An 18820-nucleotide genomic window follows, 5' to 3' on the forward strand; every position below is an offset into this window, starting at 1 on the left:
CTAAGTTGACTCTTGTTTGGTTATGGATGTTGATCTCGAACTGCTTGTAATTAATAAATAATCTCACTTTTTTATGTCTATTCAGCAATTCCGAGAATTCTTAAACAGTCACCAGCTTAAATATCAAACTATCTGTTATTCGCCTGCTTATACAGCACAGGAACTTACCAGATATAAACAGGCGCTGGGAATGGAGTTAATTGAGGCTGTATTAGTAAAAATTGACGAACAAAAAATAGCCATAGTTCTTGTACCAGCGAGTCTACGAATCAATGTTGAATCTCTCCAGAAGTCTTTAAATGCAAACAAGACTAGATTACTTAATCAGAAGGAATTTGAAAATCTTTTTCCCGATTGTGAATTTGGTACGCTCCCTCCCTACAGTGAACTTTACGATATCGAGGTTTTTTGGGGTCAAGATTTAGCTAAAAATCAAGAGGTTGCGTATTACGTTTATTCTTATGCTCATCTGGTAAGAATGAAGTATAGTGATTTTGAAAATTTTTTGAATCCCCAAAATAAAATACCATTTTTGACTAGAGCTAAGTATCGGGCAGAGATTGCAGCAGTTATCCCCAAAAATGCCAGGCATGAACTTGATAAACATGAATATTGCTTTTTGGGGGTAAGTTTAGAAAATGATAGTTTTTCAATAGCAAAATTAGTAGGAATAACAGATTGGATTAGTAAACAGTTTAAAAAATGCACTGTTTTAATTGGTGATAGCATACATCGAATTACGCTACAAATAAATCAAGGATTACAGGAAGAACACGCACTTAACAAAGCACTTTTTCTAGGAAGAGAGTATGTGGAGAAGGCAAGGGAGGTTTTTGAGAATTACACTGATACCTGTCTTTTTAATGTAATTTTTTGCTCGGAAGTCCAAAAATCAGAAGATTATTTTAATTATTATGAACAATTACAGAATTTTATTAGTCAAGATGAGAACTTTGCTAATTCAGTTAAATCTTCAGCTAAAGAGTTTGTCCTTCGTCAATTTGACAATAATACTGAAAATTTTGATCATTATGTAGAATTGTCATCTGGGTATTTACTCGAAGAATTAGCGGTTTTTGCCTGTCTTTTTAAAGAAGGCTTATTTGTAATGTTTTATCCAGGTTCTTTAGATATGTTACAAGAAATTACTGAAGGACATTATCCCGGTGCGCCTGATTGTCTGCAAAAAATTATCTATGTTTCTTTACGTCTCAAACGTAAATAATGTTGCCAGTATAATAGATTGACAATACTGTCAAAAACTTTATAGCTAATACCAAATTAATATGAAGCTGCATAGAATAAAATATCAAGAATAAATAATTGAACGCAGATGGACGCAGATGAACACAAATAAAGATGGATTAATCAAGGAATTTCATGATTATGTGCAGCCTCACATAGAATTGGTATGAGAAACTAGCAACAATTCACCTGACAAGGAATTACAGATTGAAGAAAAATTTTATCAAACAGCATCCTAATATTTCTATCAACTCTATTTGAATTTCTGTGGTATCAGGATTCACCAATGTCTAAAACACCGTCTTCTGAAGCTCAATCAAATCAACTGGGTGATTTTGAACTTAATTTGCTCAAACAGGAATACTTTTTTTTGCAAACTACTATTGAAGACTATAATAAGCAGATTTGGGTGATCAAGGCACTGGGTATTACTGGAACTAGTGCTGTTTTAGGATTTATATTAAGAGAAAAACAAAATCTCAGCGTCAGTATCAGTGCTAGTAACATTGCCTTTATAGGTTGCGCTATACCCTTATTTTTCTGGATTCTTGAAAGTCAATGGAAACATTTTCAGCGTGGGTTCTATCCCCGTGTTGCCCAAATAGAATCCATTCTTGCTAATACTTATGGTTTATGTAGTCCTAAAATTTATGGTAGTTGGACTTATACTTTCAAACGTAGCCCTACTTCCCAACATAAAGGTTATCTGTGGGATGGTTTACTGAATCGCAGTGTCTGTGTCAGCTATTTGCTAGAGATTGCCTTTCTTTTGATCATTGCTGCGATCGCCTACTTTTGGAAAAGATAGAGTTTTGAGCAAACAACCGACGCAGAGGTACTCTCATTTTAGCATAAAATAATTTTGCAAGAGGTCTAGTCTCTAGTATCGAGAATATACCTATCATGACGTAATGATTTTGAAATTAGTTTAATTGACATTTAGCAAGATGTTAACTTTGAGGATAAAGAATAATTCCTTTAAGTAACAGGAACTCGATTAAATAAAATCCAATAAAATCCAAGTTGCTGAACTGCTTGGTTAAATTGTTCAAAATCTACAGGTTTAACAATATAGCTATTTACCCCCAGTTGATAACTCTCGATCACATCGCTATCTTCAGCAGAAGAAGTCAATACAACAACGGGAATCATTTGTGTGCGTGGGTCAGATTTGAGTTGCCGTAAAACTTCCAATCCATTCACTTTTGGCAGTTTCAAATCTAGTAAAATAACTTTGGGTTGATTTGTCATCATCCGCTGGGCATAGTTTCCGCGACAAAAGAAAAAATCGAGGGCTTCTGCTCCATCTTGAAGCAATTGGACTTGATTTCCAATTCGTCCGCGACGCAAAGCCCGCATAGCTAGTTCTGCATCAGCAGGATTATCTTCAACTAACACAATAGAAATCGGTTGCTCAAAAGATGTATCAGTGGGCTGATCAATGGGTTGGTCAGTCATTAGTTATTGTACTCGGAAGGGTGAAATAAAAGGTTGCGCCTTGATCGATCGCTGCTTTAGCCCAAATGCGGCCACCGTGGCGTTTAATAATGCGTTGAACGATCGCTAGTCCAATACCTGTACCTTCAAATTCTTGTTCGCGGTGCAGACGCTGAAATACTCCAAACAAATTATCGGCATACTGCATATCAAACCCTGATCCATTATCTCTAATAAAGTACACTCCTTCACCATCCATAAGTTCATAACCCACTTCAATATGGGCAACGGATTTGTATTTAGTGTACTTGATGGCATTTGATAACAGGTTAATCCAGACTTGGGTGAGGAGGGAAAAGTCAGCTTGACAGATGGGTAAATCAGCGATCGCAAATTCTATTTGCCGATTTGACCATTCTGGAGCTAAATCACGCAGCACCTGTTGAATCAACTCATTGACTAACACGGGCTGTTTGGACATTTCCTTGCGATCCAAGCGGGATAAATTCAACAGATCATCAATCAACTCACCCATGCGTTTGGCATTATCCCGGACAACTTTTAAGTAACGATTGGCTTCTACATCAAGTTGTTCACTGTAGTCTTCTTGGATCATTCTCGAAAAGCCATCAATTGCCCGTAAAGGCGCTCGCAAGTCATGAGAAACGGAATAAGAAAAGGACTCCAATGCTTTGTTAGCAGCCTGTAATTGGGCAGTCCGCTGGATGACCCGTTGTTCTAATTCTACATTGAGTTGACGGACTTCTGCCTCTACCGCTTTGATGTCACTGATATCCCGCATAATAGTAGAAACATATTCCACACTACCATCCCTGGCTTTGTGAGCAATGATCATTTGCGAAACCGGAATTTCTCTGCCATCACTGCCCAACAAAGCAGTTTCACCAACCCAGGTATCATCTCGAATAGCTGCCGGAATGCCCTTATTTAGGACAATTTCTAATGCCCATTGGGGATGGCATTTGGAGATAATCACGTTAGAGAGGTCTGCATCCAGGGGTATGCCTGACAGCTTTCTGGCTTGAGCATTATTCCAGAAAATATTGCCTTCAGGAGTACACATACCAATATAATCAGTAGATGCTTCTAGGATAGCGATCATGCGATCGCGGTCTTTCTCTGCCCTTTGGCGTTCGGCAATTTCAGCCCTTAAAGAGGCATTCAGTTCTTCCTGATGCTTTAATAGACGAGCATTGTCAATAGAAATAGCTGCCCGACTAGAAAGTAAACGCAGGATTTCAATTCGCTCTTGCGTAAATGCATTAGTGGTGAGATTGTTTTCTAAAAAGACAATTCCAGTCAGTTTTCCCTGGTTCAACAGGGGCGCACAAAGAATTGATTTCGATTGGTGCTGCACAATCCAAGGGTCAGATTGAAAGTTGCCGGATTGAGCAGCATTGTCGAGGATGACACTTTCTTGAGTGCGAGCCACGTAATTAATCAGAGCAGTTGGTAAGTAAGTAGTTCCATCTATTGAGATTAAATCTAGGGGAATTGATTGTAAAACAGCTATTTTTTCATCACCAATCGACCCAATCGCCTCAATCCGCCATTCGTCTTCTGTTGGTAAAATTAGATAACCCGTTTGCGCCCCGGCATTCTCAATCAAGATGGTCATCAGTTTTGCCAGCAGTTTATCTAACAGGATTTCCCCTGCGATCGCAACAGATGCTTTCAATACCGTTTCTAGATCAAGTGCCTCTAACTTAGTTGAAGCTGATTGTGTAGTGTCAACTTTACCTGTGCTGGTCATTGGTGACCGCAGTTCTAGCAGTTGGGGATAGCGTCTTTCCAAGTCTTGGACTTTAGCTGTTGCCCCCCACCTTAAATAACCATACCTCGCCTCTTGCAGATAGGCTTTAGCGATTGTTATCCGGTTATTTGCCAAATGAAACTTTGCTGCTAGTTCGTTGGCTAGAGCCTCTTCTTGCAGGTATTCGTTTTCTCTCGCCAGAGCGATCGCGCGATCGTAGGCATCCATTGCTGCCATTACCTCACCCAACACCCGATACCGTTCGGCTTCTACCAAGTGCCATTTGTGTAAATAATTCATGGGGGCATGGTGCGCCCAATTTTGCATTTTTGCCTGATTTTCTGCTACCTGTTGCAGCAACTCTGACTGTTTTGAGGGATCTGTGTCTGCATACACCGCCAGCCGAGATAGAGAATCGTAGAACAGAAATATAGCCACCAAGGCCGATCCGGTCATTGCACCCATATACTCTTGTGCGAGAACAGCATTGGCAACTGCCCCCTTTGCATCGTCAAACAGGTAACACAGAAATAATTTATTCAGGTAAAAAAAGAACAAACCTCCGTGAAAATTGGTTTGTTGCATCTGGGGTAGCCGGATGGCTTCATCATAAGCTTGACCCGATAAAATACCAGGTGCAGGAACATCCTGAATCAAGTTCAAAACAGTTTGCCAGCAAATATCTACAAAATGAATACCAGATGAATGCTTGATTTGTTTCACTGCCTGGGCATAACTGGTCAAATGAAGTTGTAGTTCAGCCAGGGGTTGACCTACCGCAAATGCATAACCACAGAAATGCATAGCCGCATAGCCAGCAAACTCTAAATCGCCCTGCTCAATTCCAACCTGATAGCAATCCTGGAGTGGCTTGAGACTTTCTCTCAAGTGTTTCCTCCAAACATTAATCTGGTCACTAACCGGGAATAAGGTTCTGGCTTGAATGGGTTTGGCATCTAAGCGCTCCAGCAGACTTATGGCCAGTTGACCAAATTGATACCCGGCATCAATCTCAAAGACAACTCCACAGAGAATAATCCCATAGGCGGCATAGGCAAAGGGAGCCAACATCATATTTCCGTACTCAACCAGCAAATCCACCATCTTGAGTACAGTCAGCAGAAATAGGGGAGGTATTGCCAAATAAGCTGATGCACACATACTTGTCAACAGTTGCATTGCTGCCAGCACCTCTGGCTCAGACATGATTGGCAAGTTCACCAAATCTTCAATGTGTCTGTTTGCTAATTTTGAGGCAGTTGCCGAGATTGCTTGTTGAACATCCTCAAAGTTTGGCTGGTTGGGGAGATGAACTCCTAATTTTTCCAGTAAGCGTAAACTAATTTGAATCGCCTCTAGCAATTTGCTTTGAGCAACATAAGTCTGAATCTTGACATCGTAGACTTTTAAGCTGGCTAGTAGGGTTTTGGCATGATCAAGTACCTGTTGGCACAGTGGCTCTACTTGCTCGAAATTACCGCTAAGATAGGCGGCTTCTGCTGTAGCACTATACAGGGTCAGGGTAAGATCATAGTTAGTTTGCCAGCTATCTATGGTCAGCAGATCCAAACCAGTTTGCAAATATCCCCAGGCAGCATCATAAGCAGCTGATGCCTTGGCTTTTTCCCCTGCCATCAGGTTTAACCGAGATAAATTATCCTGCTCAGATTGAGTTTTGATCAGTTTTCTGCCCAGGTTTAGTTGGTTGGTGATATCAAAAATTTTGGATTCTCGCTGTTCGGGGGCAGTCATTTGTAATAAACACTGTCCCACTTGCCAATGGGTTTTGATTTGCTCGGCTTGGGGAAGGAGAGAATAAGCTGCTTGTTGAATGCGATCGTGAACAAATTTATATTCAATTGTCGGGCTATTGGGGAGTGGCACATCGAAGACTACTGATTTGTGGGCATTGCTCATGGGCAGAATCAACCCTTGAGCGATCGCCACTCCCAAAGTCTGAGCGGTTTCTCGCTGGGATAGTTCAGCGGCATAAGCTAGGGTTTCTAAATTAAAAGAGCTGCCAATACAGGCAGATAGCCGCAACACTTGCTGCGTCTGTTCATTGAGCCTCTGAATCTTGCTGGCCATCAAATCGACAACATTATCAGTAATGCCCTGCTTCTGAATTTGCTCTATCGACCATTGCCATTTTTTGGTTTGGCGCTCAAATTTCAGTAGCCCTTCGGTGTAGAGAGATTTCAAAAATTCATTCATGAAAAAGGGATTTCCACCAGTTTTTAGTTGCACCAGTTTGGCTAAGGGCAGGGAATCCTCTGGTTGGCAGTGCAATGTATCGGCAATCAGTTGATTGATATCAGGTAAGTTCAATGCTGCCAGAAAAAGTTGGTTTACCACTCCTCCACTCTGCCGGATTTCCTCTACCGTTTGCATCAAGGGATGGGCTGCATTTACTTCATTATCCCGGTATGCCCCAATCAACAGCAAAGATTGTTTTTCGGTGGTGGTAGCTAACAGTTGAATCAGCTTCAGCGAGGCATTATCTGCCCACTGAAGATCATCCAAAAAGATGACGAGGGGATGTTCTGACTGAGTAAAGACGCGAATGAAATTTTGAAAGACTTGATTAAAGCGATTTTGGGCTTCTGTCGGCGGCAAAACAGGTACATCTGGTTGATTTCCCACAATCAATGCCAATGCTGGAATTACTTGAGTCATTACTCGACTATTAGATCCCAGTGCCACTAAGAGTTTTTCTCGCCACAGACTCAATTGTGCTTCATCTTCACTCAATAATTGTTTGATCAGCGATTCCAAGGCTTGAGCGATCGCAAAGTAAGGGATATCACGCTGATACTGGTCAAATTTGCCCGAAACAAAATAGCCCCGTTGTTGTGTAATCGGTTTATAAATTTCCTGCACCAATACTGACTTGCCAATACCGGAATACCCGGCAACAAGCATCATCTCAACGAGGGAGGAAGACGGAGAAACATCTTTTGCGTCATCTTTACCTGCTACTCTGTCAAACGCTGCTAATAAGGTCTCCACCTCCTTTTTTCTGCCATAAAGTTTTTCAGGGATATAAAACTGATCGGAAATATCTTGTTGTGCTAAAGTAAAAGACTCTATGCGTCCCGTTTGTTGTAACTGAATCAGACATTGTTCTAAATCAGTTATAATTCCCCCAGCACTTTGATACCGATCCTCCGCTGTTTTAGCTAACAGTTTCAGGATAATTTCTGAAACCATCACCGGAATTTCTGGATCGATAACATGAGGTGGAATCGCTTCTAGAGCCAGATGATGATGAATTAACTCTAGGGGATCGCTGGATTCAAATGGCAGTCGATGGGTTAACAATTGATAAAAGGTCGCACCCAAAGAGTAAAAATCAGTTCGATAGTCCAGAGAACGGTTCATTCTGCCTGTTTGTTCTGGAGATATGTAAACCAGGGTTCCCTCTAATACTGTGGGACTTTTGAGAGTTAAGGTTTCCCGCGATAGGGCAGTTGAAATACCAAAGTCAATAATTTTAAGTTGTTGTGTTTTTGGATTAAAAACAATATTGGATGGATTAATATCTTTATGAATTATTTTTGCACTATGAATATCACTTAAACTTTTAGTTATTTGCACAGCTAACTTGAGAAATTCTGTTAAGTTAAACCTGCTTGTCTCTATAATATTTGCTAAAGATTTCCCTCCAAAATCTTCTAGAATAATGATAAAACTACTTTGATATTGCTGCAAACCGTAAGATTGGATCACACTTTCCAGTGACAAGCTGCGGGTAATTTCGTATTCGAGTTTATATCGGGTGATTTCCTCTGGTGTGGGGTATTCTTTCTTCAAAATCTTGAAGATTACAGGCAAACTATCCCGTTCACGAATTCCCCGATAAACCTGTGAATTAGCGCTTTCGTGGATTTTTTTCTGAATTTGATAACCCGGAATTGTAATCATAGTTCAACCACCTTCAACTAAACCCGACAGGAGTTCTCTCTAATTCTTTGTTAGCTCGAACACACTGTATCTATACTCATGTCAGTGTAGGTAGTTGACCAGCTAGATATTTTGATTAACATAGATATAGATATTGAATGATTTGATTAACAAGTGTGAGTATCGTAATCATTTTTTCTGACCAAAATATAGCCTACTCCCATCAATAATTAACATTTCTTAATCATGCGGGCTAAGTCATGAGCAAATAGGTCTATAACCTCTTAAGTGTCTAGCTCGTCAATTTTTAACTCCCCTGGTTTGTTTTTAGAATCGCTGTACCAGTTGCGTCAGTCCTGAAAATGTTAGTTGGGGAATACTCAAAGGTTACCAAAGAGCTTGTTAAGTATGAGTCAACCCTTGAACGTGCTGATTGTGGAAGATTCAGAGGCTGATGCTATGTTAGTTCTCCGTGAACTACATCGCGGTGGTTTCAATCCTATCTGGGAGCGTGTCCAAACAGCCCAAGAACTGAGTGCTGCCCTCAATCACTGTAGCTGGGATGTCATCCTTTCAGATTATCGATTACCTGGATTTAATGCGCCTGCGGCTTTAGAAATAGTCAAGCAGAGTCACAAAGATATTCCTTTCATTCTCATTTCTGGCATTATCGGCGAAGTATCTGCTGTGGAAATGATGAAAGCGGGCGCTGATGACTATGTGATGAAAGACAACTTAAACCGATTGCCAGAGGCAGTGCGTCGAGAAATGCGGGATGCACAGGTACGAGCAGAACGTAAGCAAGCCCAAGCAGAACTAGAAAACCAAAGAATATTCTTGCGGCAAGTCTTCGATGTTGTGCCTAATAGTATTTTTGTCAAGGATACTCAAGGTCGTTTTGTCACCATTAACCAAGCAGGAGCCATAGCCTATGGAGTAAAAGTAGAGGAAATCATTGGCAAGCGGGAAAACGATTTGACAAATGTTGCCTTAGAACAAACGGAGCCTCATTTTGTTAATAACCAAGAGGTAATGCAGATTGGGCAGCGACAAATTTATCCCTGTCAAGCGATCGCTAACAAACAAGGAGAAGTCCGTTGGTACAAAACTATTGTAGAACCTTTTGTGGATACTCAGGGGGTGATACAGGGAGTCATCGGTTCGGCAACAGATATTACTGATATTAAACAGGCACAATCAGCATTACAGCATAGCCAAAAGTTACTTCAAACATTAGCGTCTAATATACCGGGAATGATTTACACCTTTGTACAGCATTCCGATAGTTCTGCTGGTTTTGAGTATGTCAGTTTTGGTTGTAAAGACTTGCTAGAATTAACACCAGAAGAAGTTTTAAATAATGCCTCTCTTTGCTTTGCACAAATTCATATTGATGACCGTGCCGGATATTATGCCGCTGCCAAACAGAGCGCTCAAACTTTAAAACCCTTGTCTCATGAGTGGCGAATAGTTACACCCTCTGGCAAACTCAAGTGGGTACAGGTAAGCGCTCGTCTAGAGTGTCGAGAAAATGGGGATATTGTCTGGCATGGTGTTTTATTGGATGTGAGCGAACGGCAAACGGCGCTTCGCGATCGCCAACTTGCCGAACTCGAACGAGAACAATTGCTAGCCCGTGAACGCCACTACGTCAAACAATTGCAGGGATTAACCACAGCAGCACTGACGATCAATTTTGCCCTTTCTGTTGAACAACTATTGCAAGTAATCACCGATCAGGCGGCATCAATCATTGGTACTCACCAGTCTATCACCAGCATGACGATTGATGAGAATTGGGCACAGGCAATTACCGCCATCTACTTGTCTGATAAGTATGCGGCTTGGCGGAATTACGATAAAAAGCCCGATGGATCTGGCATCTATGCCTGTGTGTGTCACCTGAATCGCCCGATGCGGATGACTCAAAGCGAACTAGAGGCACATCCACGTTGGCGAGGCTTTGGCAAAGAGGCAGAAAACCATCCTCCGATGCGAGGCTGGCTTGCTGTCCCTCTTGTAGGGCGAGATGGACAAAACATTGGCTTGATTCAGCTTTCAGACAAATATGAGGGTGAGTTTACTGAAGCCGACGAAGCCATCCTGGTGCAATTAGCACAAATGGCATCGGTCGCCATTGAAAATGCTCGGTTATACGAAGCAGAACAGCAAGCAAGGTCGGCTGCAGAAGCTTCGCGAGAAGAAGCCGAAGCCGCCAACCGGATTAAGGATGAATTTTTAGCGGTGTTATCTCACGAACTGCGATCGCCCCTCAATCCCATTTTGGGTTGGTCAAGGCTGCTGCAAACCGGCTCTCTTGACGAGGCCAAGACAAAGATCGCCCTGGAAACTATTGAGCGGAATGCCAAACTGCAAGCAGAACTGATTGAAGATTTGCTGGATGTTTCCCGGATTCTGCGGGGCAAGCTCAGTCTCACAAGCAGCCCGATTAATCTAGCATCAACTATTAAAGCGGCAATCGAAATTGTGCGACTCGCAACAGAAGCCAAGTCTATTCAAATAGAGACGATGCTAGAGCCTGAAGTTGGACTTGTTTCTGGTGACTCAACCCGCTTGCAGCAAGTGATATGGAACTTGCTCTCCAATACCGTTAAATTTACACCCCCAGGGGGTCGGGTTGAGGTGCGATTGGAACAGGTTGACAATCAAGCTCAAATCACCATTAGCGACACCGGAATGGGTATTTCTCCTGAATTTCTACCTCATGTGTTTGATTATTTTCGTCAAGCAGATAGCACTACCACTCGTCAGTTTGGTGGACTGGGTTTGGGTCTGGCGATCGTCCATCACTTAGTTGAGCTGCACGGTGGCACTATTCAGGCAGAAAGCCAGGGTGAAGGAATGGGAGCCACATTCAAGGTTAAGCTGCCACTGATGGCAACTGTGCCAACTGTAAATCAAGATTCTCAATTGTCAGAACCATCTCTTGATTTGCAGGGTATCCATGTTTTAGTGGTTGATGATGAGACAGATACACGGGACTTTGTTGCTTTTTTATTGGAACAAGCAGGGGCAAGAGTAATCGTAACTGCTTCGGCCGGTGAAGCATTTACAGCCTTAACTCAATTCCAACCTGATGTCCTCCTTAGCGACATCGGGATGCCGGAAATGGATGGCTTTATGCTGATGCGGCAAATCAGAGCCTTGCCACCAGAGAAGGGCGGACAGATTCCCGCGATCGCTCTGACTGCCTACGCCGGTGATTTCAATCAGCAACAATCGTTACAAGCAGGCTTTCAACAGCATATTGCCAAACCTATTGAACCAGAGGGATTAATACGGGCAATTTCTACGCTTTATGCTACAGGTAATATCGCTAATGTCTAATCTAGATTCAGCAATCTAAAATCTAAAACCAAAATGGTGTTAATCGGGAAGAGTGAAATAAAAGGTTGCACCTTGATCAACTGCTGCTTGGGACCAAATGCGGCCACCGTGGCGTTGAATAATGCGTTGCACGATCGCTAGTCCAATACCTGTACCTTCAAATTCTTGTTCGCGGTGCAGACGCTGAAATACTCCAAATAGATTATCGGCATACTGCATATCAAATCCTGATCCATTATCTCTGATGAAGTACACTCCTTCGCCATCCATCACCTCATAACCCACTTCGATATGAGCAATGGATTTGTATTTAGTGTACTTGATGGCATTGGATAACAAGTTAATCCAGACTTGGGTGAGGAGGGAAAAGTCAGCTTGACAGATGGGTAAATCAGCGATCGCAAATTCAATCTGACGACCTGACCATTCTGGGGTTAAATCACGCAGCACCTGTTGAATCAACTCATTGACTAACACTGGCTGTTTGGACATTTCCTTCCGATCCAAACGGGATAAATTCAACAGATCGTCAATCAACTCACCCATGCGTTTGGCATTATCCCGGACAACTTTTAAATAACGATTGGCTTCGGCATCCAGTTGCTCACTGTAGTCTTCTTGGATCATTCTCGAAAAGCCATCAATCGCTCGTAAAGGCGCTCGCAAATCATGGGAAACGGAATAAGAAAAGGACTCCAATGCTTTGTTAGCAGCTTGTAATTGGGCAGTCCGCTGGATTACCCTCACTTCTAAAGACTCATTCAGTTCATATAAGGCTTCAATCGCCCGCTTTCGCTCTAATTCTGCTGCTGCCCGTGCGGCAAATACCTCTAAAATTGTCCTTAATCGCCGCATATCTGCCAGTGGTTGCAAGTCGAGAATGCAAAGATTACCAATAGCATCGCCGTTGGTATTTTTTAGAGCAATACCCAGATAACTATCTACTTGCATTGTCACCAAGTCTAAGTCTTCAGGAAACATTTGCTGAACAAAGCTTTCGCAGTAAAACAGTCCGTTTCTCAAGGCCAATTCGCATGGTGTGCGTGCCGGAAAGTAGGATGTTTGTGGTTGCAATGTCCCATGCGCCCAATAAGCCAGAGATTGAAGTTCACCATTTACTAGTTCGGTGACAAGGGCATAGCGGACGTGCAAGGCTTGGGCAATATGACAAACCAAAGCTGGGAAAAAATCTTGCCCTGTAACCGCAGCCGTTCCTGTAACTAAACTTTGCAGTGTTGTTTCTGCTCTGATCAAATCCGCTTCCCGCTGTTTCGCTTCACTGATGTCGCGCATGATGGTAGAAAAATATTCCAGAGTACCATCTGTTGTTTTATGGGCAATAATCATCTGCGAAACTGGAATTTCTTTACCCTCATTAGTTAATAATGCCGTCTCTCCCACCCAGCTACCATTCTGTATTGCACCTGGCAGCCCTTGATTTTGAATAATTTCTAAAGCCCATTGGGGGTGATAATCCTTCATGCGTAGGGCTGACACATCTGCATCAGGGGATAGACCCCGAATTTTATTAGCTTGAGCATTATTCCAAAGGACAACAGCATCTGGTGACGACATCCCAATACAGTCTGTAGAGGCTTGTAAGATTGCAATCAAGCGATCGCGATCTTTCTTTGCCCGTTTTCGTTCGGCAATCTCCATTTCTAATTCGGCATTTATTTGTTGTAGTGCTTGAGTTCTCTCCTGTACTCGTTGTTCTAACAGTTCATTAGCTTGGTGAATTTCCCCAAACTTTTGCTGTAAACTGACAGCCATCAATCGGAAGTTCTGCAATAACAGCGCCAATTCACTTACCTGACTGTGCATCCAGTTGATCGGTTTTTGCTCTAGCAGTTTATTTGGTAAGTTAGTAGTGACATCTGCCAATTGAAACAACGGTTGAACCAATTGACGACTAACTAAAGTAGCAGAAATTAGAGCCAGTCCGGAGACAAATAGCAGTATTGCCATATTGCGGGTGTGAACCCACTCAATCTGGCGCACATGAGAGCTTGCAGCCATCTGGACAACCAGTTTCCAGGGAATTGTCTGATCAATAGCAAACTCTTTCACAAATAGGGAATTTTGCCACTGCACCATGACCAGGGGACTACCAGTAGTTGGTAGCCAATGGTAGGTTTGAGTACCTATCTGGTCAACCCTGCCATCCTTACGCCAATTGAAGGATGGAGTACCAATCAATTCTGGTTTCGTGGTGGCAGCTACTGTCTGCTGTTGATCAACTAATGTGATGTCTAGCTTTTCTTTACCCAAATTAGACTGTAACAACTTTGTGATATTGCTTAAATCAATTTCAGTAAAAATAGCACCTATCAGTTTTCCATCCTTCAGAATTGGCACACCAAATAAGGCAACAGGAAAGGAAGAATTGCTCGGTATCAGCCGAACAGGAGAGAGAAACGGTTGGGGCGATCGCCGTATTTGCTCGAAATACTCGTTTTGATTAAAGGCGATCTGAGGAGCAGAGACATTGTTCTCAAAATCGAGAATGGTTTTTCCTGTCTCATCTAAAATATGAATGTGTCGAAACTCAGGAAAAGTCCGGCTCACGAATGCAGCATTTTGTTGTAAAGCATCGCTCTGGAAAGAGTTGAGCATTGCTAATTCGGCAAGTCCATTCACAGATGTCAAACGTCTCTCGTACCAGCCACGCATCTCAACTGTCAAGTAACGAGAGGCATCATTTAAGTCTAAGCGCACGGTGTTTTTGATGTCATTGACCACCTGATGGCTGGCTAACACAATTAAAACTAAGGTGGGAAATGACACAAAAGTGACTAACAGATTAAACAGAGTTTGTTGTAATGAAAGGGTGCTAATGGCAGGTGGACGGTCAACCCAACGATGAATAGGCGAATGCGTCAGTAATAAGCTGGCAATGAGGGCGTTGAAGATACCATTGACAGGCTGCTTAAAAAGAATAATTCGGGATTGAGTCGGATCGACGTGGAGAACGATCGCATAAAATAGCCATATTAGTGGCATCCCAATTACCAACCAAAAAAGAGCATCCAGCAAAACGATATTATTTTGCTGTCGTCGGTGAAATAGCCAACCGACAAATAGTGCTTCTACCGTAAAAGTCAAGGTGGTATAGGGATGATGCCAAATCACATAGGTACAGATACCAGCAATAAAACCTGCAAAAGTTCCCCATCTCACCCCGTATAGACAGACGACAATCCAAACAGCGATCGCACCAAACAGAAAATCAATGTCGAAAAATAATGTCCAGCGGAAGTAGTTTCCCAAAAAGCCAGCAATAATCAGTAGGATTAAACCTCCCAGTTGCCGATTTTCAGGTAATTTTAATCCTAAAATTTTTGTTAAATACATTGAACGAACTCGTTTAATGTTTTTGATTTAGTAGAAATGCAAGTTAAGTAGTTTATATCTTATTCAGTGTCTTTTCGGCAGAAAGCCGCTTGCGCGGACTAATAGGAAACTAAGCTAGTATTAAATTAGACTGTTCAGAGGATGTCTAAACAGCTAACTCCAAAAACTTTGTTAAGGTCAACGAAGAGGCAGGGGGAAGTGGGCAGGGGGGTAGGGAGAAATGACCCCTTCCTCCTGCCGTGAAGCGGAGCGAAGGGTCTGAGTCCCCCACTTCTACAAAGTGGTTCTCGTCCAGGTGGGGTGGTCACTGAGCTTTGTCAAAGTGTCGAATCCCCATCTCAACTGTCCCCCCTGCTCCCTGCTCCCTGCTCCCTTGCCTCTTTTTCAACATTCTTGTGGCTCTTATCTTTGCTAAAGATTCCCTCCAAATTATGAGTGAACTCTTAAATGTCCTGATTATTGAAGATTCAGAAGCTGATGCTATGTTAGTTCTCCGGGAACTGCGTCGCGGTGGCTTCAATCCAATTTGGGAGCGTGTCCAAACTGCCCAAGAGCTACGCGTAGCCCTCGATAGCCGTACATGGGATGTCATACTTTCAGATTACCGCTTGCCTGGATTCAATGCACCTACGGCTTTGCAAATAGTTAAGCAGAGTCAAAAAGATATTCCTTTTATTCTCGTTTCCGGCACAATTGGCGAAGTATCCGCTGTGGAAATGATGAAAGCAGGCGCTCATGATTATGTGATGAAGGACAACTTAAACCGATTACCAGAGGCGGTGCGTCGAGAACTTCGGGATGTCCAGGTACGAGCAGAACACAAACAAGCCCAAAATCTCTTAGAAACATTAGCCTCTAATATACCGGGCATGATATACACTCTGGTGCAGCATTCTGATGGTTCTGCTGCTTTTGAGTACGTCAGTTTGGGTTGTTTATCTCTTTTAGAGTTAACGCCAGATCAAGTTTTAGAAAATATCTCTCTTTGCTTTGCACAAATTCATACTGATGATCGTGCAGGATGTTATGTAGCTGTCAAACAAAGCATTCAAACTTTAAATCAATTTTCTTACGAGTGGCGATTAGTCACACCATCTGGCAAGTTAAAGTGGGTACAGGCCAGCGCCCGCCCGGAACCACGGGAAAATGGAGATACTATTTGGCATGGTATTTTATTGGATGTGAGCGATCGCAAACACGCACAGGAATTACTGATTCACAATGCTTTACATGATCCATTAACAAACCTACCCAATCGGACACTTTTGGAAGAGCGACTTGAATTAGCTATTCACCGCACTAAGCGAGTAGAAAACTATCATTATGCAGTCTTATTTCTAGATTTAGATAGATTCAAAGTCATTAATGACAGTTTAGGACATTCAGTTGGAGATCAACTACTTAAAAGTATTGCTAAAAAGCTGAAAAATCATCTGCGTGAAATTGATTTAGTAGCTCGGCTCGGTGGTGATGAATTCGTAGTTTTATTAGAAGATATTTATAATTTGGAAAAAGCTATTCAAATTACCACGCGTATTCTTCAAGATTTTCAAATACCATTGATCATTAATAATTCCGAAGTTGTGATCAGCACCAGCATCGGTATTGTTTTAGGAACAAAAAACTATGATCTTGCTGCTGATTTACTCCGAGATGCTGATATTGCTATGTATGAAGCCAAAGCACAAGGCAGGAATTCATATAAAATTTTTGATGCCCAAATGCATACCCAAGCAGTAAATCGACTAACTCTAGAAACCGAAATTCGTAAAGCTCTCGAAAGAGAAGAATTTATCGTATATTACCAGCCTATTATTGATATATTTAGCAATCGGCTGATTGGATTTGAGGCATTAGTACGCTGGCAACATCCAACTCGTGGATTCATTTTACCGAATGAATTTGTTCCTATTGCCGAAGAAACTGGACTAATTGTGCCGATAGATCACTGGATGTTTTACACAGCTTGTCAACAACTGGCAACCTGGAAAACTAATTTTCCTAATTGCTTCCCACTAAAAATAAGTATTAATCTCTCTGTTCAAGACATTCGCCAAGATAATTTCATTGAAAACATTGATAAAATCTTAAAAGAAACAAAATTAGATGGTGAATTCATCAGTTTAGAAATTACAGAGAGTATGCTAATTGAAAATATCAATCAAACAATTGATTTGTTAACTAAATTAAAGTTAAGAAAAAACGAGATTAGTATTGATGACTTTGGGACTGGTTATTCATCACTCAGTTATCTTCATCGTTTACCTGCTGATAACTTGAAGATTGATCGCTCTTTTGTGACTCAAATGCAGGAAGGAAATCGTAATTATCAGGTTGTGAGTACTATCATCACTTTGAGTAATCAACTTGGCTTAACTGTTATAGCAGAAGGAATTGAAACAATACAGCAACTACAGTGGTTACAGCAATTAGGATGTGAATTTGGGCAGGGATATTTATTTTCTAAACCCTTGGCTGCTGAGGATATTGAGATACAATTTCTTCAAGGAGACTATGATAAATTGTATGGCTCTACCTCTTCTTTTATGGAGAATAAACATTGAAACTAACTACCGGACTGCAATTAGTAAGGAACACAGTGAAGGAAAATTCTGACTCAGTACTCACTACTCAGAAACTTACACAACGGAATCCAATATGACAGGTTGAAGTATCAATTGTCTCTGCATGACGAGATGCTGGACGATAGCGAAAGCAGTAGTTGGCTGCACAAAGAAAAGACCCACCTTTCAAGACTTTTCTGGGAATGCGAATTTCTGAGAAGTTGGGATCAAAACTTTCTTCTAAAGTACCACCTCTGGGATTAACTGGAATACAGCAAGATTTTGGTTTAGATGAGAAGACTCGGTACCAATCCATTGTCCATTCCCAAACGTTACCCGTCATATCATACAAGCCATAATTGTTGGGAGGGTAAGAGCCAACGGGTTCAGGTCGGGGAGAATGAGATTTTAAGTTTTGCCAGGGAAACTCTCCTTGCCAGATATTAGCCAATAACTTTTTTTGGGGAAACTCATTACCCCAGACATAAACTGCACCTTCTAAACCCCCACGCGCTGCAAATTCCCATTGTGCTTCTGTCGGTAATGCTTTACCAGCCCATTTTGCGTATGACTCAGCATCTTCATAAGCAATATGCACAACTGGATAGTTTTCCCGTCCTTTAATTGAACTACCAGGCCCTTCAGGATGTCTCCAATTTGCGCCGGGAATATAATTCCACCAGCTACAGGATTGTAAATCAACTGGATGAGATGGCTGCTTAAAAACTAACGAGGCAGGGACTAGTAATTCTGGTAATGCTCCAGGATAATCCTCTGGATTTGGTGTGCGTTCGGCAACGGTAATATATTTAGTGGCTTTGACAAATCTCTGAAACTGTTTATTTGTCACAGCATATTTATCCATCCAGAATCCTGTGACTGTGACACGCAGGATGGGTCTTTCTTCTGGGTAATGATCATCCGACCCCATTGTAAATGTACCGCCTGGAATCCAAACCATCTCTTTGTCCGGTGGTTTTCCTGGCGATTTTGAAGTTGGTGTGGCGAAGCTGATCGCTACTTCAGTTTGTCTATGCTGTTTCATGAACTACTTATTAAACTATAGAACTTACGCATGAGTTCCGGAATAGCTAACCATAGAGGCAGGGAAGACGCGGATAAATAAGAATTTGAGAGATATTTTGCGTAAGTCCTGATTAGGTTAGAACTTACGCTCATGGTTGGTACTAGAAAT

General features: G+C 41.9%; 8 protein-coding genes. 4 read left to right on the top strand and 4 right to left on the bottom strand.

Annotated elements, in window-relative coordinates; all coding sequences use genetic code 11:
* Positions 1-73 precede the first annotated feature (73 nt).
* Together ACSQ6I_RS18810 and ACSQ6I_RS18815 are read left to right on the top strand one after the other, a co-directional pair.
* Positions 74-1225 carry a tRNA-dependent cyclodipeptide synthase gene (locus ACSQ6I_RS18810; RefSeq protein ID WP_438891824.1) on the top strand — a complete coding sequence of 384 codons (1152 nt, stop codon included), beginning with the start codon at positions 74-76 and terminating at the stop codon, positions 1223-1225.
* A gap of 306 nt (positions 1226-1531) precedes the next feature.
* A complete protein-coding gene (locus ACSQ6I_RS18815) occupies positions 1532-2053 on the top strand; it encodes a hypothetical protein (RefSeq protein WP_438891825.1) in 522 nt (173 codons plus the stop codon).
* Positions 2054-2223: 170 nt separating this feature from the next.
* Here ACSQ6I_RS18815 and ACSQ6I_RS18820 read toward each other — a convergent pair whose 3' ends face one another.
* Both ACSQ6I_RS18820 and ACSQ6I_RS18825 read right to left on the bottom strand, forming a co-directional pair.
* A complete protein-coding gene (locus ACSQ6I_RS18820) occupies positions 2224-2703 on the bottom strand; it encodes a response regulator (protein WP_438891826.1) in 480 nt (159 codons plus the stop codon).
* A complete protein-coding gene (locus tag ACSQ6I_RS18825; protein WP_438891827.1) occupies positions 2696-8380 on the bottom strand; it encodes an AAA family ATPase in 5685 nt (1894 codons plus the stop codon). The genes ACSQ6I_RS18820 and ACSQ6I_RS18825 overlap by 8 nt, the downstream gene beginning before the upstream one ends.
* Positions 8381-8767: 387 nt before the next feature.
* Here ACSQ6I_RS18825 and ACSQ6I_RS18830 point away from each other — a divergent pair, with 387 nt between their 5' ends.
* Positions 8768-11707, top strand: a complete 2940-nt coding sequence (locus tag ACSQ6I_RS18830) for a response regulator (RefSeq protein ID WP_438891828.1) — start codon at positions 8768-8770, stop codon at positions 11705-11707.
* A gap of 39 nt (positions 11708-11746) precedes the next feature.
* Here ACSQ6I_RS18830 and ACSQ6I_RS18835 read toward each other — a convergent pair whose 3' ends face one another.
* Positions 11747-15061 carry an ATP-binding protein gene (locus ACSQ6I_RS18835; RefSeq protein WP_438891829.1) on the bottom strand — a complete coding sequence of 1105 codons (3315 nt, stop codon included), beginning with the start codon at positions 15059-15061 and terminating at the stop codon, positions 11747-11749.
* A 431-nt stretch (positions 15062-15492) separates the two neighbouring features.
* Between ACSQ6I_RS18835 and ACSQ6I_RS18840 the strand changes: the two genes are divergently transcribed.
* Entirely contained in the window at positions 15493-17625 is a 2133-nt protein-coding gene (locus ACSQ6I_RS18840; RefSeq protein ID WP_438891830.1) for a putative bifunctional diguanylate cyclase/phosphodiesterase, read from the top strand.
* Between the two features lie 67 nt (positions 17626-17692).
* Here ACSQ6I_RS18840 and ACSQ6I_RS18845 read toward each other — a convergent pair whose 3' ends face one another.
* The gene (locus tag ACSQ6I_RS18845) at positions 17693-18670 is read right to left on the bottom strand and encodes a formylglycine-generating enzyme family protein (protein WP_438891831.1); all 978 of its coding nucleotides are present in this window, start codon (positions 18668-18670) and stop codon (positions 17693-17695) included.
* Between the last annotated feature and the right edge of the window lie 150 nt (positions 18671-18820).

Source organism: Anabaena sp. WFMT, from assembly GCF_051781005.1.
In the GTDB taxonomy this organism is placed as follows: domain Bacteria; phylum Cyanobacteriota; class Cyanobacteriia; order Cyanobacteriales; family Nostocaceae; genus Anabaena.

Coding starts and splice junctions, on each gene's coding strand:
- ACSQ6I_RS18810 (WP_438891824.1), top strand. CDS start 74: ATGTCTATTCAGCAATTCCGAGAATTCTTAAACAGTCACCAGCTTAAA.
- ACSQ6I_RS18815 (WP_438891825.1), top strand. CDS start 1,532: ATGTCTAAAACACCGTCTTCTGAAGCTCAATCAAATCAACTGGGTGAT.
- ACSQ6I_RS18820 (WP_438891826.1), bottom strand. CDS start 2,703: ATGACTGACCAACCCATTGATCAGCCCACTGATACATCTTTTGAGCAA.
- ACSQ6I_RS18825 (WP_438891827.1), bottom strand. CDS start 8,380: ATGATTACAATTCCGGGTTATCAAATTCAGAAAAAAATCCACGAAAGC.
- ACSQ6I_RS18830 (WP_438891828.1), top strand. CDS start 8,768: ATGAGTCAACCCTTGAACGTGCTGATTGTGGAAGATTCAGAGGCTGAT.
- ACSQ6I_RS18835 (WP_438891829.1), bottom strand. CDS start 15,061: ATGTATTTAACAAAAATTTTAGGATTAAAATTACCTGAAAATCGGCAA.
- ACSQ6I_RS18840 (WP_438891830.1), top strand. CDS start 15,493: ATGAGTGAACTCTTAAATGTCCTGATTATTGAAGATTCAGAAGCTGAT.
- ACSQ6I_RS18845 (WP_438891831.1), bottom strand. CDS start 18,670: ATGAAACAGCATAGACAAACTGAAGTAGCGATCAGCTTCGCCACACCA.